Consider the following 21808-nt stretch of genomic DNA (forward strand, 5'->3'; position numbering starts at 1 on the left):
AAGAGAGGAACTTATTAAAGTGCCCTCTCTTTTGTATTCATTTAGCTACCATAAATAGACTATGAAAACCTACCTCCTGGGGCTAATCTACAGCCTAACTTTTATCGTCTCGTACGCTCAGGCACAATCCCCTTCATCAACTCGCTTTTGGGTTAGTCCTGGGATTGGAAAAGCGACTTATCCGAGCATGATGATAGCAATGGCAATCGAACCGGCTAATACAAAAACCATCCTGTCAGGGCGTTTCTCTGTAAACGGAGAATGGATAATGCACGATACTCCGGGAATCAGAACAGCAGAATGGGGCCTTCTATACGGACGACGATTAAATAATATACTCGTTTCAGCAGGGGTATCTTATTTGTCTGGTGCCGCTCGTGGCAACTATTTATACACAGATCCTAATCCTTATTTGGGGACTGGTAAAGTCTATGAAAAGATTAATTACCAGACTATTGGCATACCTATGGAAGTACGGTATATAGCAGCTCTTAAGCATGTAGGAATTGGACTTACAGCCTTTGGAAATGTTAATACTAAACGCTCGTTTATTGGTCTGAACGTATCGCTTTACGCAGGAAAAATGAAATAAGCTATACGGCCCCGGTTAAACCCTACGCGGGCGTTTACATCCAAGAGCCAGATTCGCCACTAAACCGGATCTGTAAACACATGCCTATGAAACCCATCCTGCTGGCAGCCACCCTCCTGCTTTCGGCGAGTGCCTTCGCCCAGACCCAGCAAACCCCTGAGGTGCACCTGAACCGCCCCGACCGGTCGCCCAAAGCCGCGCCCGAACTGGGGGCCGGCCATAAAGCCCACCTCGACGCCATGACGCCCGAGGAACGTCAGGCTTTCCGGGAGAAGCAACAGGCCCGGCTCAAGGCCATGACCCCCGAAGAGCGGAAGGCCTTTAGGGAGCAACAAAAAGCCCGAATGGCCGCCATGACGCCCGAAGAACGGAAGGCGTTTATGGCCGAACGCAAAAAAATGCGGGAGGAACGAATGGCAAAAATGACGCCCGAAGAGCGCGAAAAACTAAAACACCCCCCCCGCCCCCACAAAGAGGGCCGCCGGAAAAAGCAAGGCTAAGCACCCACCCTTGTCAGGAAGCGCAGCAGGAGCACCGAATGGTTGCCCTTGCTGCGCTTCCTGCGTTCAAATGGTTATATTCGCCCCAACACCTGTTGGCCTTATGCTTCCCGATTTAACCTGCCTCACCCTCGACACCGACCGACTGAGGCTCGAATCTATTTCTGACGCCTACACCGACGCTATTTTTGGGGAGTTTACCCCCACCATTGCCACGTATATGTACCCCGCCCCGGCTCAGGAGCGCACCGATACCGAACACTTTGTGGCCCAGGCCGTGCAACACAACGCGCAGGGCCACGACCTGACGCTGGTGATTCTGGACCGCCAAACGGGCGAGTTTCTGGGCTGTATTGGCCTGCACAACCTCACCGAACCACGACCGGTGTTTGGTATCTGGGTGAAAGAGTCGGCACATATGCACGGGTACGGCCGCGAAGCCGTGCGGGCGCTCAAACGATGGGCCGACCGTTTCCTCGATTATGAGTACCTGACGTACCCGGTCGATTCGCGCAATATGGCCAGCCGTAAAATCCCCGAATCACTCGGGGCCTGCATTGTGAATCAATACGACGGTACCGGCGGCATGGGACAGCCGCTTACCCTGATTACATACCGGATTGACCGCTGAACAAGCTAAATAGGTACTCCGGGCAAGACAGATACCCTTCCTGATCGTTATACCATCAGAATCCACATTCAACACGTTGGGGGCAATTACATCTTTTACTTCCGTTTCGGGCCTTGGTGCCCTGCTACGACTGGGCCTGATCTTGTGGCTAACCGGCTCAGGATCATGGACCCTGGCGCAGGTACGGGTCGAGGTAGTGGCGTATCCGCCCATACCCGACTCGGTGCAGCGGCTGTTTATGGCCTGCGATTTCAACAACTGGACACCCGGCGACCCCCGGTTTGAGCTTCGGCGACAACCGAACGGCCATTACGTGCTCAACCTGCCCCAAACGCCCCCCCGGTTTGAATACAAATTTACGCGGGGTTACTGGGCCCTGGCCGAAGGAACGGCTACCGGTGGCAACCGTCCCAACCGTACCTACAACGTAGCCACAGCCGAATTACCCGGCCGGATTGTGGCGCAGATTGCCGGGTGGGAAGCCACCCCGACCTACCAGTTTATCATCACCGATATTCCGCCCAACACCCCGCACGATGCGGCCCTGTACATTTCGGGCAACTTTAACAACTGGAACTCCGGCGACGAGCTATTTCGGCTCCGGCGGCACATTGATGGGTCATACCGGGTGACAGTTGCCACCGACCTCGACCGGATCGAGTACAAGTTTACGCGGGGTACCTGGCCCAGTGTGGAAGGCACCGGCAGCGGGCGGGCCCGGCCCAACCGGGTGCTGTTTCGCAGTAGTCAGAATACCTCGGAGCCTATTCGGTTGCAGATTGCCAGTTGGGAAGACTTGTCGGGCTCGTTCAACTTCTTCTCCATCTACGACCTGCTGCTCCTGTTTTCGGCCTTCCAGAGCGTGCTGCTGATTATTGCCCTTGTTTCGTTGCAGAACTACAACCGGGAGGCCAACCGCTGGCTTATTCTGGCCCTGGCTTCGGGGGCCCTGCTGTTGCTCATTCGGGTCGTGAGCGCCTACCCCAACGTCGCCCAGACCTACACGCATCTGCTGCTGGTGCCTGATTTTGTGATGCTGCTCTACGCACCGATGTTCTATTTCTACATCCGTCGGTTGCTGTTTCGGCCACCCCGCCTGCCACGCCGGTGGTGGCTGCACTTTGTACCGGCCGGCATTCAACTCATTGTGTACCTGCCGTTTTTCTTCATGGAATTGAAACCATTGCAGTTACGGATCGTCAACCACGACCCGGCTCTGCAATGGGTATTTCAGGGCGTGGGGGCCGTGGCCTGGGCCATCAATCTGGTGTACTGGATTGTGTGCTGGCGGGCCTTACGCAGTTACGAGCGCCGGTTTACTACCGAGGCCTCGCACGATCAGAATTTACGGTACCTCAACACGGTAATGGCTATTCAGGCGGTTTGCCTGCTGCTCTGGTTTGTGGTGGGGCTGTTCATTGCAGCGGGTAGCTGGTTTCCGCTCGAACTGAGCCTGATCTGGCGGCAGAGCATCGACCTGATCTGGCTGGCGTTCTCCACGATTCCGTACTTTCTGGGGTACTTCGCCATCCAGCAACCCGAAATTTTTAAGATGCCCGCAGCCGGGTCTATTCCGCTGTTTGAAGCCCAACCTGAGCCAGAACCGACGGGGGGCCTCCTCCCCGATCCGGTGGTGCAACGGCCGTTGACCCCGCCTATTATCCGGCAGGTACAGCCCGAAGTGGTCAAAATAGCGTTGGCGGCTCCGGCGGAAAACCTCCTGCCCTACCGCGAACAACTCGATGCTCTGATGGCCGAGAAAAAGCCGTACATCAACGCCGGGCTGACCCTCAACGAGCTGGCCGCCATGCTGCACATTTCTCCGCACCTGCTCTCACGGGTGATCAACGAAAGCTACGGTAAAAACTTCTTCGACTTTGTGAACTCCCACCGCATTGAGGAGTTCAAACGCCGATACGACGACGCCCAGAACCGACACTATACCCTGCTTGGGCTGGCGTTCGACGTGGGCTTCAATTCCAAAACGGCGTTCAACCGAGCCTTTAAAAAAATTACCAACCAAACCCCGCGCGACTACTTTCAGGAGCCGCGCCTGGAGGAATAAAATAGAACTAAGCCAAGACGCCCAACTGGCCAATACGTACCATTTTATAAAGTGGACCACAACAAACAAGTCCTATACATTGATAATCAAATAGTTATCCACTACCTATAAAAAACATAAAATAGCACCTATACAAGGCAAAGTGGAACGACAGGGGTACAAGAGTTTATCACTTTTGTGAGAAAATGTATCAATCCACAGGATTCGACATAAGCACCTAATTACCAGTCTATTTACTCCAACTAATTTATGAAAGCGTTTTACAAGACGTTTGGCCCGCCAGCCGTGGGTGGGCAGGCACGCCTATCGGTTCTCCGAACGAGGCTCGGCGTGTTTGGCTTCGTACTGGCACTGCTGTTCACGGTACAAACGGCCTTCGGACAGGGAGCAACCATCAGCGGTACGGTTAAAGAAGCCGACGGCACCCCCCTTCCCGGTGTTACGGTGCAGGTGAAAGGCACTACGCGCGGCACCAATACCGACATCGACGGGCGGTATCAGCTCACCAACGTGCAGCCCGGCGCTACGCTCGTGTTCAGCTTTATTGGCAAAACCCCGCAGGAGGCCGTTGTCGGCAACCAGTCGGTTATCGACGTGACGCTGGCCGACGACTCCAAGTCGTTGCAGGAGGTCGTGGTGGTGGGTTACGGCACTCAGCGCCGGAAAGACCTGACGGGTTCAATCGCGTCGATTTCGGCAGAAGAGTTTCAGAAAGGAAACATCGTGAACCCTGAGCAGCTGGTAGCCGGTAAACTCGCCGGGGTGCAAATTACGCCCCCCTCAGGTCAGCCGGGCGGAGGTAGCACCATCCGAATCCGGGGGGGCTCGTCGCTCAACGCCAGCAACGACCCACTCGTGGTTATCGACGGCGTTCCACTCGACAACCGCGAAATCACGGGTGCCTCAAACGCCTTGAGCCTCATCAACCCGAACGATATCGAAACGTTTACGGTGTTGAAAGACGCGTCGGCCGCAGCAATCTACGGCTCACGGGCCGCCAATGGCGTTATCCTGATCACGACAAAAAAAGGCCGCACCGGCGACCAGACCCGTATCAGCTTTAGCACGCTCGGTTCGGTATCGGTCAACGGCAAGCAACTATCAACGCTCAACGCGACCCAGTTCCGGGAATTAATTAACCGCATCGGCAACGAAGATCAGAAAGCCTTGCTCAACGTGGGTACCACCCCCGAAACGAGCACCAACTGGCAGGATCAGATTTTCCGGCCCGCTTTCAGCACCGACAATAACCTGAGCATCACCGGCTCCACCAGGTCGATGCCGTACCGTGCTTCGGTAGGGTACATTTCGCAAAACGGTACCCTCAAAACATCAAATTTTCAGCGGGTTTCCGGCTCGCTGGGTCTGAGCCCGCGCTTCTTCAACAACACACTCCGGGTTGACATCAACCTGAAGGGCTCGATCATTAACAACCGCTTTGCCGACGTGGGCGCTATTGGCGCGGCCGTGGCATTCGACCCCACCAAGCCCGTGTATAGCGGCAACGAAAACTTTGGCGGTTTCTACGAATGGCTTACGCCCACGGGGATTCCAAACCCACAAGCTACCCGCAACCCGCTCGGACTGCTTTACAACCGCGACGACCGCACCGAAATCGCCCGGAGCATCGGTAACGTGCAGTTCGATTATCAGTTGCCGTTTGTGCAGGGGCTGCGCGCCAACCTGAACCTCGGCTACGATATTTCAAAGTCAGAAGGTCTGAATTTTACCCCTGCCTATGCCGGTGCACAATTTGTACAGGGTGGCAACGGGGGCCAATCGCAAAAGTCGACCGGCTCACGTAACAACAAAACGCTGGAGTTTTACCTCAACTACGTAAAACAGTTGAACCCGAGCAACCGCATCGACGCTACGGCGGGTTACTCGTACCAGGACTTCATCCGCGATGTACCGAGCTACCCCAATCTGCGGGCCAACGGTCGCGATACGATTGCGGCCGCCGGTATTCCGTTCCGCACACAGTACACGCTGCTGGCGTTTTTTGGCCGGATCAACTACTCGCTCAAAGACCGCTACGTGCTTACGGCCACCGTGCGTCGGGATGCCACCTCGCGCTTCGGCCCCGACAGCCGCTGGGGTACCTTCCCCTCGCTGGGCTTCTCGTGGAGCATCAAAGACGAGCCGTTCCTGAAATCAGCCAATGCCCTGTCGGCGTTGAAACTACGGCTGGGTTACGGGGTTACGGGTCAGCAAGACCTCACGGGTCTGGCCTCCGACTATGCCTACCTGCCCCGCTACACCATCAGCGACCCCACGGCACAGTATCAGTTTGGCAACACGTTTATCCGCACGCTGCGGGCTGAAGGCTACGACGCTAACCTGAAATGGGAAGAAACCGAGGCTATCAATGCAGCCGTCGACGTGGCTTTCTTCGACGGGCGTTTGGGCGGTAGCCTGGATGTGTACCAGAAAAACACCCGCGACCTGCTGGCCGTGATTCCGGTACCGGCTGGCACCAACCTCACCAATCAGGTACTGACCAACGTGGGCAGCCTCCGCAATCGGGGTATCGAACTGACGGTTAACACCAACCCGATCCGGCGCGATGGCATGAACCTCGACGTGAATTTCAACGTGACCTACAACGAGAACAAAATCACGAATCTGACCCGCGTGCCGGTTCCCAACGATCCGGGCGTGCAGGTAGGTGGTATCTCGGGTGGTACGGGCAACTTCATCCAGATTCAGACGGTGGGCTACCCCATCAACACCTTCTACGTGTTGCGGCAGGTGTACAACCAAAGCGGTTTGCCAGTTGAAGGAGTGTACGAAGACCGCAACGGCGACGGACAGATTACGGTGGATGATCGGGTGCGGTATCAGGCCTCGAACCCCAACTGGCTCATGGGCTTTACCACGCAGTTTACCTACGGGCGGTTCAACGCCGGTCTCGTGCTGCGCGGCACGGTGGGCAACTACGTGTACAACAACACCCGCTCCAACGGTAGCGCCTACAACAACTTTGTAAACGCCCTCGGGTTCCTGTCGAACGGTCTCGACAATGTACTCACGACCAATTTCACCCGTAGCCAGTACTTCTCGGATTACTACGTGGAGAATGCCTCGTTTGTGCGTCTCGACAACCTGAATCTGGGTTACAATTTTGGCAGTATCTGGGGTAAAGGCGACCGCAAGGCTAACCTGCGCGGGACCCTGACGGCGCAGAACCTGTTCGTCATCACGAAGTACTCTGGCCTTGACCCCGAAATCGATAACGGCCGCGACAACAACTTCTATCCACGCCCCCGGATTGTTTCGGCGGGTCTGAACCTCGACTTTTAAAAACCCTCATCCCTGCCCCTCTCCTAATAAAGGAAAAGAGCCGGGAGCGAGGCCGCTCAAACTCATGAAACCAATGCATAAAATAGCCACCCTCTTCGCGCTCACTACGGCCCTGACGGTGTCGTCGTGCGTGAATGATCTGGACCGGGAGCCCAAATTCGACGTTACTTCGGCGTCGGTCTACGCCGACCCGGCCAACTATAAAGCCGTGCTGGCCAAGCTCTACGCCGTTATGTCGGTGAGTGGGCAGCAAGGGCCATCGGGCAAACCCGATATTTCGGGTATCGACGAAGGTACCTCCAACTACATGCGTTTGCTGTGGAAACTCCAGGAGCTGCCCACCGACGAAGCCGTAATTGGCTGGAATGACCAGACCATTCAGGACTTCCACGCTATGCGCTGGACTTCTTCGGACGGCTTTGTGGCAGCTATGTACAACCGGATTTTTTATCTGGTAGCCGCCAGCAACGAGTTTATCCGCGAAACGGGCGACGACCGGCTGGCCACGCGCAACATCACGGGCGATGCCGCCACCAATGCCCGCACCTACCGGGCCGAAGCGCGTTTTCTGCGCGCTCTGGCGTACTACCACGCCATTGATATGTTTGGCAACGTACCGTTTGTGACCGAAGCCGACGCACCGGGCTCGTTTTTACCCCGGCAGGCCACCCGGCAGGAACTGTTCAACTACGTAGAGTCGGAACTGAAAGCCCTCGAAACCGAGCTGAGCGCCCCCCGGCAGGCAGAGTACGGCCGGGCCGATCAGGCAGCCGTCTGGACATTGCTCGCCAAACTGTACCTCAACGCGCAGGTTTATACCGGTACCGCCCGCTGGAACGACGTGATTACGTACACCAGCAAGGTGATCGGCGCCAATGCCTACACGCTGGAGTCGACCTACGGTAACCTGTTCCTGGCCGACAATAACTCCTCACGCGAAACCATTCTGCCGGTTACGTTTGATGGTCTGAATACCAAGACCTACGGCGGTATGACATTCCTGATTCATGCCTCCATTGGTGGCTCCATGCCCGTGCGCGAGTTTGGGGTAAACAGTGGCTGGGCCGGTTTGCGCACCACCAGCGCCCTGGTAGGTCAGTTCACCGATCCGTCGGGCCGAACCGACAAGCGAGCTATGTTCTACAGTCAGGGGCAAACCCTCGAAATTGCCGACATTACCCGGTTTACCGACGGCTACGCCGTGACGAAGTACAAAAACGTAACCCGGGCGGGTCAGGCAGGCAAAGACCCCGCGGGCGATTTTGTCGACACCGACTTCCCGCTCTTCCGGCTGGCCGATGTGTACCTGATGTACGCCGAAGCCGTGGTTCGGGGCGGAACGGGTGGCAGTGCCGCTAACGCACTCAACTACGTAAACCTGTTGCGGCAGCGGGCCTACGGTGGCACTACGGGTAACATTACAGCGGCTCAGCTCACCGCCGACTTTATTCTGGCCGAGCGCGCCCGCGAGTTGTATTGGGAAGGCACCCGCCGAACCGACCTCATCCGGTACAACCGCTTCACCGAGGGTACGTATCTGTGGCCCTGGAAAGGCGGTACTGCCGCCGGCCGGGCCGTAGAAGCCTTCCGCGCACTCTACCCGATTCCGGCAACGGACCTGGTGGCCAACCCGAATCTGAAGCAAAACACAGGCTATTAAAGAGTTTATGGTTTTGAGGTTTGCGTGCCGCCCAGCGGCTACCGACCGGCACACAAACCTCAAAACCACTTAAGTACTCAGACAGAATTAAATGTAAAATGAATAGTGTAAGATGTATAATGAGATGGCTGATTATCAGCAGGTAATTCAATTGTTCATTATACATTTTACATTGTTCATTCACTTATCATTCAACCAATTATGCAACGTATCACTCTATACAGTGTGTTCTCCCTGCTGGCTCTCTGCCTGCTGTGGGGTTGTGAAAACGAGGGCGATCGGCTGGTTATGCAGGAGCCGGGGGCGGTTACACTCACGCCCAGTGCCTCTACCGTAACGCTCACCAGCTCAGGTTCAGCATCCAACGCGCTCACCCTCAACTGGACACCCGTTAATTACGGGGTGGCCGTACCGGTCAACTACGCCGTTCAGTTCGACAAGAAAGGCAACGGGTTCAAAGCCCCTATCGAAGTAACGGCCGGGCAATCGACTACGTTGGCCTTGTCGAACCCCGACCTGAACCAAACCCTGCTCCGGCTCGGCGTATCGCCCGGTACGAGCGGGCAAATCGAAATGCGGGTTCGGTCGGCGATCAACCGCCCCAACGACCAGCCGGGTCAGCTGACCTATTCGGCCCCCGTGACCCTCACCGGCACGCCGTACCTCGTCATTGTGAACTATCCGTCGTTGTTTGTACCGGGTGGATACCAGGGCTGGGCCCCCGATGTTGCGCCCAAGATTTCGTCGGTGAAAAGCGATGGCAGCTACGAAGGTTACATCTATTTCCCGGCCGCATCGGAGTTTAAGATTACCTCGGCTCCCAACTGGAACAGCACCAACTACGGCATCGGAGCCGCCCCCGACAAAATCTCGTCGACGGGCGATAACCTCAAACTCGCTGCGGGTGGGTATTATCTGTTCCGGGTCAATACGGGCACACTTACCTGGAGCGCTACCCCAACCACATGGGGTGTTATCGGGGCGGCTACGCCTAAGGGCTGGGACGCCAGCACGCCCATGACGTACGACGCCAAGTCGGGCACCTGGAAAGCCGAACTGAGCCTGAAGCAGGACGAACTAAAATTCCGCGCTAACGATGCCTGGACGCTTAATTTCGGCGATAACGGCGCGGATGGATTTCTGGAATACGACGGGCAGAACATCAAAGTGCCCTCAGCCGGTACCTACACCATTGAACTTGACCTTCGGATGCCGGGCTACTATGCCTACAAGCTGACGAAGAAATAAGAGCCCGCGTTCGGGCAGACAGCTATCGTACAATAGGGTTTTGGATCGATGAAGGGGTTACATCGGTTCAAAACTCTTTTTTGCGTTTATTTGGGTACATACCCCCACCCGCCACTCTTTCACTCTTTCAGTATTTCACTCTTTTCCGCAAATCACTCACTTTGTTATGTCCTTTGCTCAACGCGCTATTTCCTTTTACGAAAACCTCCGGGAGCCAACTAATCTGCCACCGGGTGTGTCGGCCCTGAACCCTTACCGCACCCCCGAGGTGCAGCGCATCGGCCGGGAATTTTACGGAACGTTCTTCAACGACGACCAACCCCGCGTGTATGTGTTGGGCATTAATCCGGGTCGGTTTGGAGCGGGCGTTACGGGCATTTCGTTTACCACCCCACAGAATCTCAAACGCTACTGTGGCATCGACAACAACCTCCCGCCTTCGCCCGAGCTATCGAGCCGGTTTATTTATCAGGTTGTTGAGGCTTTTGGCGGAGCGGCTTCGTTTTACAGCCACTTCTTTCTGTCGGCACTGTACCCACTGGCCCTGGTTAAAGACGGCCGGAACGCCGGACCGGTCAACTATAACTTTTACGACGACCGCGCTACAACCGAAGCCCTTTGGCCAGCCATTAACGACTCGGTACGGCAGCAGCTTCAGTTTGGTGCCCGGCGCGATGTTGCTATTTGTCTGGGCCGGAAAAACGAGCAGTTTTTAAAGCGACTCAACGCCGAAAATGGCTTTTTCGAGCGGGTGCTTACACTGGATCATCCCCGGTATATTTTGCAATACAAATCAAAGGCCACAGATAACTATATCAATCAGTATATCAACACGTTAGGAGACCAAATTAAGTAGACATAAACGAACGAAAAAGGGGTTATTTTTCGTTATTAAAACATGGAAGACACGAAGTACCCATTGGACATTTTGAGCAGCCCCATTCAGCCCGATGAGATTGAATGGCGTGTACAACAACAGACCAAAACCGGCAAGTTGATTGTGGTCCCGTATATCACCAACCGCTGCGTGATGGAACGGTTCGACCGGCAGTTTGGGTGGCATGGCTGGCAAAACGATATTACCGAAATTCAGGACGGTTTTCTGTGCCGAATTACGGTGACGCTGCCCGATGGGACCCGCCTGACCAAAACCGACGGCGCTAACCGCACCGATATTGAGCCGATCAAAGGCGGGATTTCGGACGCCATGAAACGCTGCGCCGTGCAATTTGGGGTGGGCCGTAACCTGTACACATACCCTCGCGTGTTTATCGAAACCCCCGATAAATATATTCCCGATTGGGCTACGCCCCAGCTCGACGCGCTCGTGAAGAAAATCAATGATGGCTCGTATAAGGGGGGAGAGTTTGTTACCCTCAAGGAGTCGTACCGTAAATAAACAGGCGTATGCCTGTCAGGCGGCCATCCGAACAGTCTGCACAGACTCGTTACCGGATGGCCGCTTTTGTTATTTGTGTATCTTCCGATCTTAAACCTACCGCCCATGACCGAATCACTACCTATTCTGTGCCTGCTTTTCCTGAACATCGTTGTCTGCGAATGGCTAAGTACCAAACCCGGGTTCCGTCATCTGGGTACAGCCCTGCTGGTTATTATCCTCACCGCTATCCAAGCCAACGTCGGGCTCGTTCCCACCACCGATACCCCTCTTTACGACGCCATATTCGCTTATGTCACGCCGTTTGCCCTGTTTGTGCTTCTGCTCAACGTCAATTTGCAGGATCTGTGCCGGGCGGGCCTGCCCATGCTAACCCTGTTTCTGATCGGTTCGGCCGGAACCATCATAGGGGTCGTTCTCAGCATGTGGTTGTTCAATGGTCCGCAAAGTGTTGGGGCTCAATTCTACGCGCTGGCGGGTATGTTTACCGGCACGTACATAGGCGGTGCTCTCAATTTTCATGCGGTAGCGCTGCACTACGGGGTTGCCAAGTCAGGCAATCTGTTTGTGGCTGCCACAGCCGCCGACAATATCCTGACGGCCGTCTGGATGGTGGCCACCCTGGCTATTCCGCAGCTCATGCAACGGCTGCGGCCCGTAAATCGGCTACAACCGGCTTCTCCGGGTGAATCACTTTCGGCTACCGATCTGACCAACGACGAAGAAACCCTGAGCCCCCGCGATCTGGCGCTACTGATTACCCTTGGGCTGGGAGCCATGTCGTTCGCAAAGTGGCTGGGCACGTTCGTTCCTTCATTACCGTTCGTTCTGATCCTGACTACCCTGGCTCTTGTTCTGGCTCAGTTCCGGGCAATTAACCGGCTACCCGGCGCCCGAGTGCTGGGGTTGAGTGCCATTTACCTGTTTCTGGCTGTCATTGGCGCTTACTGCGACGTGGGCGCGCTCCTCCGCGACGGGCAATTGGCTGTGGTTTTGTTCGGGATGATTTGCACGCTCGTACTCATTCACGCCCTGATCGTTTTTGGGGTTGGTGCCCTCTTTCGGCAGGATTGGGATGTGCTGGGAATTGCTTCTCAAGCCAACATTGGTGGAGCTACTTCGGCCCTCGCTCTGGCGCGCAGCCTTAACCGACCCGACTTGCAACTCCCGGCGGTACTGGTTGGTTCACTGGGCAACGCTATCGGTACGTACCTCGGTATTTTTGTAGCCGAGTGGCTCCGCTAAACTGTATCCCATACTCAACTCGCCCCAGGCTTACACAATGCCCGCAGAACTCGACTTTTTCTTCTCCGCCGACCGCCAACAGTGGCGGCAATGGCTGACCGACAACTACAAGACGGCACCGGGCATCTGGTTCGTGTTTTACAAGAAGAAAACCGGCCAGCCTACGCTCACCTACGCCGAAGCCGTAGAAGAAGCCCTCTGTTTTGGCTGGATTGACAGCCTACCCCGCAAGATGGACAACGAGCGGCACGCGCTCAAGTTTTCGCCCCGCAAGCCCCGGAGCGTTTGGTCGCAGCCAAACAAAGAGCGTATTGAGCGCCTTATCGCCAATGGGCAGATGACGACCGCCGGGCTCGCCAAAATCGAACAGGCCAAACAGGATGGCTCCTGGGATGCCCTCACCGACAGCGATAACCTGCTGGTACCCGACGAACTGGAAACGGCTCTGCTGGCTAACCCGGTAGCACGAGCCAACTTTTACGGGTTTCCGCCAGGGGCCCGCAAAATCATTCTCGCCTGGATAGGCAGTGCCAAACGCCCCGAAACCCGGGCTGCACGTATCGCGCAAACCGTTAGCCAGGCCGCCGAGGGCAAACGAGCCTATCCGTGAGGTAGCCGAAGAAGCTCTGGATTTGGTTTTCTGCACTTTACCTACGACCTTTGTGCTACACTTCCCAGCAAATGAGCGCCACTTCAGTGTGGCGTTTTTCATTCAAGAATTAATCTATTAAGTCGATATAGTTAGACTATTTATGCAGGCGGAACACGCGGCCTCCAGCGACACGGAATCGGTTGACCCCTCGTCAGCCTCGCTCCCATTTGATCTTAACGGTCTGACAATCACGGTACAGGGCCAAAACGCCCATACGCAGGCCGAGGCACTCCGCACGGCCTTCCCGTCGGCCCACATCGCTACCGACCTTCCCGAACCGCTCCTTCGTCGGCGCAATCGGAAAGAGATCATCATCTATGCGACTGCTGCGCTGGCTTTGATGGTGGTGGGCCACATGCTGTTCAGCTATTTCACCTGGGAAAAGGTGACCGTGCTGGCCAGTTCGGTTGAGATTGGCCCCGAGATATTTTACTTTCTGATGGCGGGCTTTGTGGCCCAGATGATCGACGGAGCCCTCGGTATGGCCTACGGGGTTACGGCTACTACATTCCTGATGAGCGTGGGAATTAGCCCGCTGCACGCAACGGCGAGCGTACACAGCTCCGAAATCTTCACATCGGGGGTATCGGGGTACATGCACCTCAAATTTGGCAACATCAACAGCAAGTTGTTCAGGGCAGTGCTGATTCCGGGCGTAATCGGGGCCGCATTGGGGGCCTGGGTTATTTCGGAGCTGACCTCGCTGGAAGAATACGCCAAGGTGTTGCAACCCATTATTTCGGTGTACACGGCTATTCTGGGCTTTCTGATCATTAAAAAAGCCCTGACCAAGCGGGTGAAGAAAAAGCCGGTGCGCAACATCGGGATTCTGGCCTGGTCGGGTGGGTTTCTCGATGCCATTGGCGGAGGAGGCTGGGGGCCCATTGTCAACTCGACCCTGATTGCCAGCGGTCGGCACCCCCGGTACACCATTGGTTCGGTTAACCTGGCCGAGTTTTTTATCTCGTTTGCCTCGTCGGTGGTCTTCGCCTTGTACGTAGGTTTAGCCCAGTATGGTCTGGTAATTATCGGTCTTATTCTGGGTGGGAGCATAGCCGCCCCCATTGCGGCTCACCTCTCGCGCCGGTTACCCGTGAAAACCATGATGGTGATGGTTGGCATCGTGGTCATTATCGTAAGTTTGCGGAAAATTATCATGTTTTTCTGACAGGCTCTTTTCTTCTTGACAGGATTTACAGGATGAACAGGATAGCTTGATTGATGAAAAAGAAAATCCTGTCTATCCCGTGAATCCTGTCCAAAACACTATGAAAAAACAGACCAAAGCGATTCGCACCCAAACGCGGAAAACGCAATACCGGGAACACTCAACGCCTTTGTTTCTGACGTCGAGTTTTACGTTTGACAGTGCCGAGCAAGGCAAAGCCTTGTTTGAGGAAACCGAAGAAGGCAACATTTATAGCCGGTTTTCGAACCCCAACGTCACCGAGTTTGTCGACAAAGTCTGCATGCTCGAAGGGGCCGAAGAAGGCATCGCTACGGGTACGGGCATGGCGGCCGTGTTTGCCAGTATGGCCGCACTGCTCAAATCAGGCGACCATATTGTGGCGTGCCGGGCTTTGTTTGGGTCGGCTCACCAGATTATCACCCAGATTCTGAGCAAGTGGGGCATTACCCACACGTATGTCGACGCTACAGCCACCGAAGCCGAGTGGGAGGCCGCTATCCAGCCGAGTGCTGATAAGCCAGCCGCCAAAATGGTGTATCTGGAAACACCCTCCAACCCCGGCCTTGAGCTGGTCGATCTGGCGATGCTGGGACGGCTGAAAGAAAAATACGGCTTCATTCTGAACGTCGACAACTGCTTTGCTACTCCACTCCTGCAAACACCCATCGACTTTGGGGCTGATTTGTCGGTCCACTCGGCCACCAAGTTTATGGATGGTCAGGGGCGCGTACTGGGCGGGATTGTCGTCGGCCGGGCCGATCTGATGCAACAGATTCGGTTTTTCGCCCGGCACACCGGCCCGTCAATGTCGCCGTTTAATGCCTGGGTTCTGTCGAAGAGTCTGGAAACCCTCGACCTGCGGATGGAGCGGCACTGCCGCAACGCCCTCAGGTTGGCCGAAGCCCTCGAAAAACACCCCGATGTAGCCACGGTGAAGTATCCGTTTTTGCCCTCGCACCCGCAGTACGAATTGGCGAAGGCGCAGATGTCGGCCGGTGGTGCTATTGTCACGATTGAGCTGGAAGGCGGTTTTGAGCGCGTACAGGCTTTTTACGACGCTCTCCAGATTCCAACGCTCTCGTCGAACCTGGGCGACACACGTACCATTGTTACGAATCCCAACACCACCACCCACGCCAAGCTGAAGCCCGACGAAAAGGCACTGCTGGGCATTACGCCGGGGTTGGTTCGGATTTCGGTGGGGCTCGAAGACATCGACGACCTCGTGGCCGACTTCGAGCAGGCGGCTACAGTCAGCGCCGGGGTCCTGCGCGAAAACGTCTAGGAACTCATTGGTGTTGAGTGGGTTTATTCTGTAAACTATAGTTTAGTCCGTCTCTATTGATCTAAATCTCACTCGTGCCTTTGTCCGGGATTCTGTAGTTCCTATGGTAATTTTCGGGGCAATTCAAACAACCTGAATTATGACGTTGCGACTGGTCATTTTCTTCGTTATGCTGGCTTATGTTGCCAACGCCCAAACCCCCGCCCGCCCACCGGTTCGGATAGGGGTAGTCGGGTTGGTACATACCCACGTACACGGGGTTTTTCATAAAGCCTACCGCGAGAAAGGCCAAACGGATATCCAGATAGTGGGCATTGCCGAGCCCGACCGCCAATTGGCCGAGCGCTATGCCAAACAGTACGGCTTCCCGATGAGTCTGGTGTATCCGACCATCGACGCTATGCTCGACGCGACCAAACCCGAAGCCGTAACCGACTTTGGCAAGATCATCGACCATCTCAAAACCGTTCGGCTTGCCGCTCCACGGGGTATTCACGTCATGGTTGAGAAGCCCTTAGCCGTGAGCCTCGACCATGCCCGGCAGATGGCCGCCCTAGCCCAAAAACACAAGATTCAGCTGCTCACCAACTACGAAACCACCTGGTACGGCAGCAACCACCGGGCTTACGCCATGACCATCGGCGAGAAAGCCATTGGCGACGTTCGGAAGCTGGTCATTCACGACGGGCATCAGGGCCCTCAGGAAATTGGTTGTACACCCGAGTTTCTGACGTGGCTCACCGACCCAGTCGAGAACGGGGCGGGGGCTTTGTTCGATTTTGGTTGTTACGGGGCCAATCTGGCAACGTGGCTCATGCAAGGCCAACGCCCGACGAGTGTGATGGCCGTGACCGGGCAAATCAAGCCCCATATTTACCCCAAGGTCGACGACGAGGCTACCATTATTGTGACGTACCCCAAGGCACAGGCCGTAATTCAGGCTTCGTGGAATTGGCCCTACGCCCGCAAAGACATGGAAGTGTACGGACAAACGGGCTCGATTATGGCTCTCGACGCCAAACGAATGCGAGTCCGGCTAAACGAACGCGAACCGGAACGGATGCTGGAAGCCACCTCGGCCGATGCCCCCGCCCCCGATCCGTTTGCGTATCTGGCCCGAGTAGTACGCGGTGACGAAAAAGAGATCGACAACCTCACATCACTGCCTAATAACCTGGTTGTGATGGAGATTCTGGAAGCCGCCCGGACCTCGGCGAAAACAGGGAAAATCGTTGTTTTACATTAACAAAACCTGCAAGCCGGGCGGCCGGTGCCGTCTTGAAGACCTTACAGGTTTGATGCGCTATGATAGCAGAACCCACATACACGCTCGAAAGCCTGTCGGCGCAACTCGCCGGTCTCTCCGAGATCGACGCCCTGCGCAAACTGGCCGAGCTTTTTCCCGGTCAGGTGGTTTTCTCCACCAGCCTGGGTTATGAAGATCAGGTCATTACCGACCTGATTGCCCAGAACAATCTGCCCATTCGAATTTTCACCCTCGACACGGGCCGGATGTTCGGCGAGACCTACTCGGTCTGGAATAAAACCCTCAGCCGATACGGTATTCAGATCGAAACCATGTACCCAAAGCAGGAAGCCGTGGAGGCTTTGATGACGGGCAAAGGGCCGTTTAGCATGTATGAGTCGGTCGAAAACCGGAAAGAGTGCTGCTTTATTCGGAAGGTGGAGCCCCTCAACCGCGCCCTGGCCGGTCAGAAAATATGGATTACGGGCATCCGGGCCGAGCAATCGGCCAACCGCACCAGCATGCCTCAACTGGAGTGGGATGAAGCCCACGGGCTCTTTAAGTTCCACCCACTTATGGACTGGACTTTTGAGCAGGTGAAAGAGTATGTACGGGTCAACAACGTACCCTACAACCCGCTGCACGACCGGGGCTTTGTGAGCATTGGCTGTCAGCCCTGCACCCGCGCCATTCAACCCGGCGAAGATTTCCGCGCCGGCCGCTGGTGGTGGGAAGACAACTCGAAAAAGGAATGTGGACTACATAGTAAATGAGTGAATGAGTGATTGAGTGAATTAGCGAATGCCGCAAGCGCGACAGCCAACGATTCACTCATTCACTCATTCGCCAATTCACTCATTAAAAATGGATTACCTCGATCAACTTGAATCGGAAGCGATTCACATCATGCGCGAAGTAGCCGGGCAGTTCGAACGGCCCGCGCTCCTGTTTTCGGGCGGGAAAGACTCAATCACGCTGGTGCATCTGGCGCGCAAAGCGTTTCGGCCCGGTAAGTTTCCGTTCCCGCTTGTGCACATCGATACCGGTCATAACTTTCAGGAGGCCCTCGATTTCCGCGATTGGCTCGCCAACAGCCTCGGCGAACGCCTGATTGTGCGGTACGTAGAAGATACCATCCGCGAGAAAAACCTGAAGGAGCCCACCGGACGCAACGCCAGCCGCAACGCGCTGCAAACGTTCACCCTGCTCGATACCATCGAAGAGTTTGAGTTTGACGCCTGCATTGGCGGTGCCCGACGCGACGAAGAAAAAGCCCGCGCCAAAGAACGGGTGTTTTCGGTGCGCGACGAATTCGGCTCGTGGGACCCCAAACGGCAGCGCCCCGAACTCTGGAACCTCTACAACGGCCGGATTCACAAAGGCGAAAACGTGCGGGTATTCCCCATTTCGAACTGGACCGAACTCGACGTCTGGAACTACATTCAGCGCGAAAAAATTGCCCTGCCCAGCCTCTACTTTGCCCACGAGCGCGAACTCCTCGTACGCGACGGCAAGCTCATGGCTACGGCCGGGGGAGTTATCAAACCCGAACCCGACGATCAGATTGTGACCCGGACAGTCCGGTTCCGCACCGTGGGCGATATTTCCTGCACAGCGGCCTCTGAATCGCAGGCCGACACGCTCGACGCAGTTATTGCCGAAATTCAGGCGACCCGTATTTCCGAGCGGGGCGAAACCCGCATGGACGACCAAATGTCGGAGGCCGCCATGGAAGACCGCAAAAAGGGAGGATATTTTTAATGAGCGAATGAGCGAAAGAGTGAAAAAGCGAGCAGCAGCAGTTCGCTCTTTCACTCTTTCGCTCATTCGCTCTTTCACTTTTAGAGCATGGACTTACTACGTTTTATAACCTGCGGTAGTGTGGATGATGGGAAGAGTACCCTCATCGGACGGCTGCTGTACGATTCCAAATCCATTCTGGTCGATCAGCTCGAAGCCATCGAGCGGGCCAGCAAAACCAAAAATCAGGGCGATGGCGGGGGTATCGACCTCGCCCTGCTGACCGATGGCCTGCGCTCTGAACGCGAGCAGGGCATTACCATCGACGTAGCCTACCGGTATTTTCAGACACCGGTTCGCAAGTTTATCATTGTCGATGCACCAGGGCACATTCAGTACACCCGCAACATGGTCACGGGCGCGTCGAACTGCCAATTGGCCATTGTACTCATCGACGCCCGAAACGGTGTAGTGGAGCAAACCCGGCGGCACTCGCTCATAGCCAGTATGTTGGGGATTCCGCACATCGTGGTTGCCATCAACAAAATGGATCTTGTCGATTACTCGCAGGATGCATTTTCGGATATCTGCATCCAATACGCCGACCTGGCTAAAAAACTGAATGTCAGTGAGGTAAGCTTTATCCCGATGAGTGCACTCAACGGTGATAACGTGGTCGACCGGTCGGTAAATATGCCGTGGTACGAGGGACCTACCCTACTCGAACACCTCGAAACGGTTGAACTGAGCAACGATACCAACCTGACTTTACCCCGTTTTCCGGTGCAGTACGTCATTCGGCCGCAAACAGCCGAACTGCACGACTACCGGGGGTATGCGGGCAAAATCAACAGCGGTACGTTCCGCGTGGGCGATGCCATAACGGTACTGCCCTCAGCCCAAACCTCGACTATCAGCCGCATCGAATTCAACGAGCAGGACCTGACCGAAGCCGAAGCCGGACAGTCGGTTATTCTGCACCTGTCCGACGACATCGACATTAGCCGGGGCGACCTTATCGTTCGCAGCGACACCCAGCCGATTGTGGCTCAGAACGTAGAAGGAATGCTTTGCTGGATGGACACGAAAGAGCTGAAAGTGGGCAGCAAGTACGTGTTGCAGGTAGGCACGGCCCGCACCCGCTGCTCGATCCGTGCCATTCCGTACCGGCTCAACATCGAGACGTACGAGCATGTCGAAGACGTAGAAAGTCTCAAGCTGAACGACCTCGCCAAAGTCCATTTGCGAACCGCCCAACCGGTTGCATTCGACACCTATGCCCTGAACCGGACCAACGGCGGGGCCATTCTGATCGACGAGACCAGTAACGTAACCGTCGGGGCCGTTATGCTCGAAGGCGAAGCGTAAAACTCAGGCCAAATCAGTACCCGAATACGCGCATTTTGTGTTGTTCCCTATTGGGGCAATGCAGAGTGTGCGTATTTGGTAACATCAATTGGCATGCCCGACGATTCGACACTTTGTAGTCATTAATCAAACTCTGGGCCAGCTCTTTCTTTTGAACTGGCCCGCTCGGGCGACCCCGTTAGAGCTTTTTTTTGATCACATCCTGAAGCATCTGTTTGTCTAAGCTCAGATCAGTCACCAGTTGCTTTAACTGCTGGTTTTCTTCGGCTTCGGCCGTACGATTCGAGTTGACGGAGCCGTCGAAGCTCGGGCACCCCTAAACCGCCGTACTTCTTACGGTCCGCCGTCACGGTTCCAATTGTAGAAGGTGGCCTCACTAATTCCCATCTTGCGACACACCTTGGCGACAACTTTGCCGGTGTCAGCCTGGCGGAGCGCAAAAACGATTTGCGCTCTGGTGAATTTTGTCTTCTTCATCCGCGATTATTTGATTAGTTAAGTTATCAAAAATCGCCCAAACTCTCTACTTTACAACGGTCAAGTTTTTAGGGGGGAGGTGGTTCAGTTCAATCCATTGCATGGACGCGAGTTTTTATGTTTATATCCTCCATGCCCTTGATAAAAAATACTTGCAATAATGGCTTTTGTTTTGGTGATAACCGAGGCACCTCTCTAAGATACACAGAGATACCATCCTTCGTTTTACCTTCAGCCATTTTGAAATTACCCAAATTGGGCATCGTGGCTCGTCGTTCAGCGGGGTAGTTCACACTACTGTTACCTTCTTCCAGTGTTACGCGCATACTATGACCCAGCAGCCCCTCAAGCAACTTCTTCTCTCTGCCAAAAAATCCGGGTTTATCTAAAAATTTAAACCGATAACCTGTTAGTTTATGTTCAAACAAGGCAGAGGCAGGTTGCCGTTCATTGTATAAATCAGAAAATTCATAGTCATACTGCAGAGAAAACGTTACGCTATCTGCCAAGGTTTTGTAATACCATCCTGGTGGTTTGAATCCCATTTGGTTACGCGAATAGGCATCTTTAACTGTTGCTGGAAAAAGAATCTGAACACCCTTGTAGGTCAACGATTGTGCTTTAGCGGGCAATGAAAAGGTCAGTAGCAAAACACAAAATAGAAGCTTCATATAATGGGTTAACTAAGGAGTTGGAGAAAGAGTCGAACCAGTTACATGCCATAACCTGCCTGTATAGTAGGCTTCTTCAACAAAAGTGATTATTGCCTGAAAACTATCACACAGGCCCAAGCTTTGTAATTCTCGCCCAACCTGGATACCCACATCATTATTAGCTAAGTCCATTGCAGTAGCTTCTGGACTGCCTCGTAGCTCTCCGTCGCATATTTCATGCCGACTTGCCATCTCATATGTGGCTGATTCTCCAATAGTACAAAAGTTTTGGGCTTGATATAGAGCGTGCCGCATTGCGTTTTGGGAGGATTCTCCTTGTTCGATAGCCTCTGGATACCTATCTCTACACCAGTTGTTATTTTGCTCTCGGTTAAGATACATCAAGGGGACGATCCAAGGATGTAACGCGAGATAACTATCTTCACAGGCATTGGTTCCCATCTCTTCGACAATTACCATAGGATCTGCGCCTGATCCTCCATCTCCATAATCATTAGCAGAACTATCAGAGGCTTCATTACCCATACACCATCT

Annotated in this window: 19 protein-coding genes and 1 pseudogene; 17 read left to right on the top strand and 3 right to left on the bottom strand. The window is 54.8% G+C overall.

What is annotated here, in order from left to right:
* The first annotated feature begins 61 nt into the window (after positions 1-61).
* The 17 genes from RUDLU_RS0107275 (at position 62) to RUDLU_RS0107355 (ending at position 20123) form a co-directional block, all read left to right on the top strand.
* Complete coding sequence (locus tag RUDLU_RS0107275) at positions 62-592, top strand: hypothetical protein (RefSeq protein ID WP_027302851.1); 531 nt, start codon at positions 62-64, stop codon at positions 590-592.
* Between the two features lie 86 nt (positions 593-678).
* Positions 679-1092 (top strand): hypothetical protein, encoded by a 414-nt coding sequence (locus RUDLU_RS0107280; protein WP_019987701.1) that lies wholly within the window; start codon positions 679-681, stop codon positions 1090-1092.
* Between the two features lie 103 nt (positions 1093-1195).
* Positions 1196-1723: a GNAT family N-acetyltransferase gene (locus RUDLU_RS0107285; protein WP_019987702.1), complete on the top strand. Its 528-nt coding sequence runs from the start codon at positions 1196-1198 to the stop codon at positions 1721-1723.
* Between the two features lie 76 nt (positions 1724-1799).
* On the top strand, positions 1800-3788 hold the full coding sequence (locus RUDLU_RS0107290) for a helix-turn-helix domain-containing protein (RefSeq protein WP_019987703.1): 1989 nt from the start codon (positions 1800-1802) through the stop codon (positions 3786-3788).
* Between the two features lie 249 nt (positions 3789-4037).
* Positions 4038-7091 (top strand): SusC/RagA family TonB-linked outer membrane protein, encoded by a 3054-nt coding sequence (locus tag RUDLU_RS0107295; protein ID WP_019987704.1) that lies wholly within the window; start codon positions 4038-4040, stop codon positions 7089-7091.
* A gap of 73 nt (positions 7092-7164) precedes the next feature.
* Positions 7165-8751, top strand: a complete 1587-nt coding sequence (locus RUDLU_RS0107300; protein WP_019987705.1) for a RagB/SusD family nutrient uptake outer membrane protein — start codon at positions 7165-7167, stop codon at positions 8749-8751.
* 201 nt (positions 8752-8952) lie between these two features.
* Entirely contained in the window at positions 8953-9999 is a 1047-nt protein-coding gene (locus RUDLU_RS0107305; RefSeq protein WP_019987706.1) for a SusE domain-containing protein, read from the top strand.
* A gap of 166 nt (positions 10000-10165) precedes the next feature.
* On the top strand, positions 10166-10855 hold the full coding sequence (locus RUDLU_RS0107310) for a uracil-DNA glycosylase family protein (RefSeq protein WP_019987707.1): 690 nt from the start codon (positions 10166-10168) through the stop codon (positions 10853-10855).
* 42 nt (positions 10856-10897) lie between these two features.
* A complete protein-coding gene (locus RUDLU_RS0107315; RefSeq protein ID WP_019987708.1) occupies positions 10898-11398 on the top strand; it encodes a Rad52/Rad22 family DNA repair protein in 501 nt (166 codons plus the stop codon).
* Positions 11399-11503: 105 nt separating this feature from the next.
* Positions 11504-12643, top strand: coding sequence for a DUF819 family protein (locus RUDLU_RS0107320; protein WP_019987709.1), 1140 nt, complete (start codon positions 11504-11506; stop codon positions 12641-12643).
* Between the two features lie 37 nt (positions 12644-12680).
* Positions 12681-13253, top strand: a complete 573-nt coding sequence (locus tag RUDLU_RS0107325; RefSeq protein ID WP_019987710.1) for a YdeI/OmpD-associated family protein — start codon at positions 12681-12683, stop codon at positions 13251-13253.
* 142 nt (positions 13254-13395) lie between these two features.
* Positions 13396-14463 (top strand): sulfite exporter TauE/SafE family protein, encoded by a 1068-nt coding sequence (locus tag RUDLU_RS0107330; RefSeq protein WP_019987711.1) that lies wholly within the window; start codon positions 13396-13398, stop codon positions 14461-14463.
* A gap of 100 nt (positions 14464-14563) precedes the next feature.
* Positions 14564-15769 carry a trans-sulfuration enzyme family protein gene (locus RUDLU_RS0107335; RefSeq protein ID WP_019987712.1) on the top strand — a complete coding sequence of 402 codons (1206 nt, stop codon included), beginning with the start codon at positions 14564-14566 and terminating at the stop codon, positions 15767-15769.
* Between the two features lie 139 nt (positions 15770-15908).
* A complete protein-coding gene (locus RUDLU_RS0107340; protein WP_019987713.1) occupies positions 15909-17015 on the top strand; it encodes a Gfo/Idh/MocA family protein in 1107 nt (368 codons plus the stop codon).
* A 59-nt stretch (positions 17016-17074) separates the two neighbouring features.
* Positions 17075-17788, top strand: a complete 714-nt coding sequence (locus tag RUDLU_RS0107345) for a phosphoadenylyl-sulfate reductase (protein ID WP_019987714.1) — start codon at positions 17075-17077, stop codon at positions 17786-17788.
* 91 nt (positions 17789-17879) lie between these two features.
* A complete protein-coding gene (gene cysD, locus RUDLU_RS0107350; RefSeq protein WP_019987715.1) occupies positions 17880-18776 on the top strand; it encodes a sulfate adenylyltransferase subunit CysD in 897 nt (298 codons plus the stop codon).
* An 87-nt stretch (positions 18777-18863) separates the two neighbouring features.
* Positions 18864-20123, top strand: coding sequence for a sulfate adenylyltransferase subunit 1 (locus tag RUDLU_RS0107355; protein WP_027302853.1), 1260 nt, complete (start codon positions 18864-18866; stop codon positions 20121-20123).
* Between the two features lie 79 nt (positions 20124-20202).
* Here the strand turns inward: RUDLU_RS0107355 and RUDLU_RS27080 are convergent.
* The 3 genes and pseudogenes from RUDLU_RS27080 to RUDLU_RS27085 all read right to left on the bottom strand — a co-directional run.
* A pseudogene (locus tag RUDLU_RS27080) lies at positions 20203-20600 on the bottom strand (transposase); the annotation flags it as partial.
* A gap of 89 nt (positions 20601-20689) precedes the next feature.
* Positions 20690-21271, bottom strand: a complete 582-nt coding sequence (locus RUDLU_RS0107365; RefSeq protein WP_019987718.1) for a hypothetical protein — start codon at positions 21269-21271, stop codon at positions 20690-20692.
* Positions 21272-21283: 12 nt separating this feature from the next.
* Positions 21284-21799, bottom strand: a complete 516-nt coding sequence (locus tag RUDLU_RS27085) for a DUF6973 domain-containing protein (RefSeq protein ID WP_044129373.1) — start codon at positions 21797-21799, stop codon at positions 21284-21286.
* Positions 21800-21808 lie beyond the last annotated feature (9 nt).

It is taken from the genome of Rudanella lutea DSM 19387, from assembly GCF_000383955.1.
GTDB classification, from domain to species: domain Bacteria; phylum Bacteroidota; class Bacteroidia; order Cytophagales; family Spirosomataceae; genus Rudanella; species Rudanella lutea.

Coding starts and splice junctions, on each gene's coding strand:
- RUDLU_RS0107280 (WP_019987701.1), top strand. CDS start 679: ATGAAACCCATCCTGCTGGCAGCCACCCTCCTGCTTTCGGCGAGTGCC.
- RUDLU_RS27085 (WP_044129373.1), bottom strand. CDS start 21,799: ATGGGTAATGAAGCCTCTGATAGTTCTGCTAATGATTATGGAGATGGA.
- RUDLU_RS0107330 (WP_019987711.1), top strand. CDS start 13,396: ATGCAGGCGGAACACGCGGCCTCCAGCGACACGGAATCGGTTGACCCC.
- RUDLU_RS0107295 (WP_019987704.1), top strand. CDS start 4,038: ATGAAAGCGTTTTACAAGACGTTTGGCCCGCCAGCCGTGGGTGGGCAG.
- RUDLU_RS0107340 (WP_019987713.1), top strand. CDS start 15,909: ATGACGTTGCGACTGGTCATTTTCTTCGTTATGCTGGCTTATGTTGCC.
- RUDLU_RS0107325 (WP_019987710.1), top strand. CDS start 12,681: ATGCCCGCAGAACTCGACTTTTTCTTCTCCGCCGACCGCCAACAGTGG.
- RUDLU_RS0107305 (WP_019987706.1), top strand. CDS start 8,953: ATGCAACGTATCACTCTATACAGTGTGTTCTCCCTGCTGGCTCTCTGC.
- RUDLU_RS0107320 (WP_019987709.1), top strand. CDS start 11,504: ATGACCGAATCACTACCTATTCTGTGCCTGCTTTTCCTGAACATCGTT.
- RUDLU_RS0107335 (WP_019987712.1), top strand. CDS start 14,564: ATGAAAAAACAGACCAAAGCGATTCGCACCCAAACGCGGAAAACGCAA.
- RUDLU_RS0107310 (WP_019987707.1), top strand. CDS start 10,166: ATGTCCTTTGCTCAACGCGCTATTTCCTTTTACGAAAACCTCCGGGAG.
- RUDLU_RS0107315 (WP_019987708.1), top strand. CDS start 10,898: ATGGAAGACACGAAGTACCCATTGGACATTTTGAGCAGCCCCATTCAG.
- RUDLU_RS0107355 (WP_027302853.1), top strand. CDS start 18,864: ATGGACTTACTACGTTTTATAACCTGCGGTAGTGTGGATGATGGGAAG.
- RUDLU_RS0107345 (WP_019987714.1), top strand. CDS start 17,075: ATGATAGCAGAACCCACATACACGCTCGAAAGCCTGTCGGCGCAACTC.
- RUDLU_RS0107275 (WP_027302851.1), top strand. CDS start 62: ATGAAAACCTACCTCCTGGGGCTAATCTACAGCCTAACTTTTATCGTC.
- cysD (WP_019987715.1), top strand. CDS start 17,880: ATGGATTACCTCGATCAACTTGAATCGGAAGCGATTCACATCATGCGC.
- RUDLU_RS0107285 (WP_019987702.1), top strand. CDS start 1,196: ATGCTTCCCGATTTAACCTGCCTCACCCTCGACACCGACCGACTGAGG.
- RUDLU_RS0107300 (WP_019987705.1), top strand. CDS start 7,165: ATGCATAAAATAGCCACCCTCTTCGCGCTCACTACGGCCCTGACGGTG.
- RUDLU_RS0107365 (WP_019987718.1), bottom strand. CDS start 21,271: ATGAAGCTTCTATTTTGTGTTTTGCTACTGACCTTTTCATTGCCCGCT.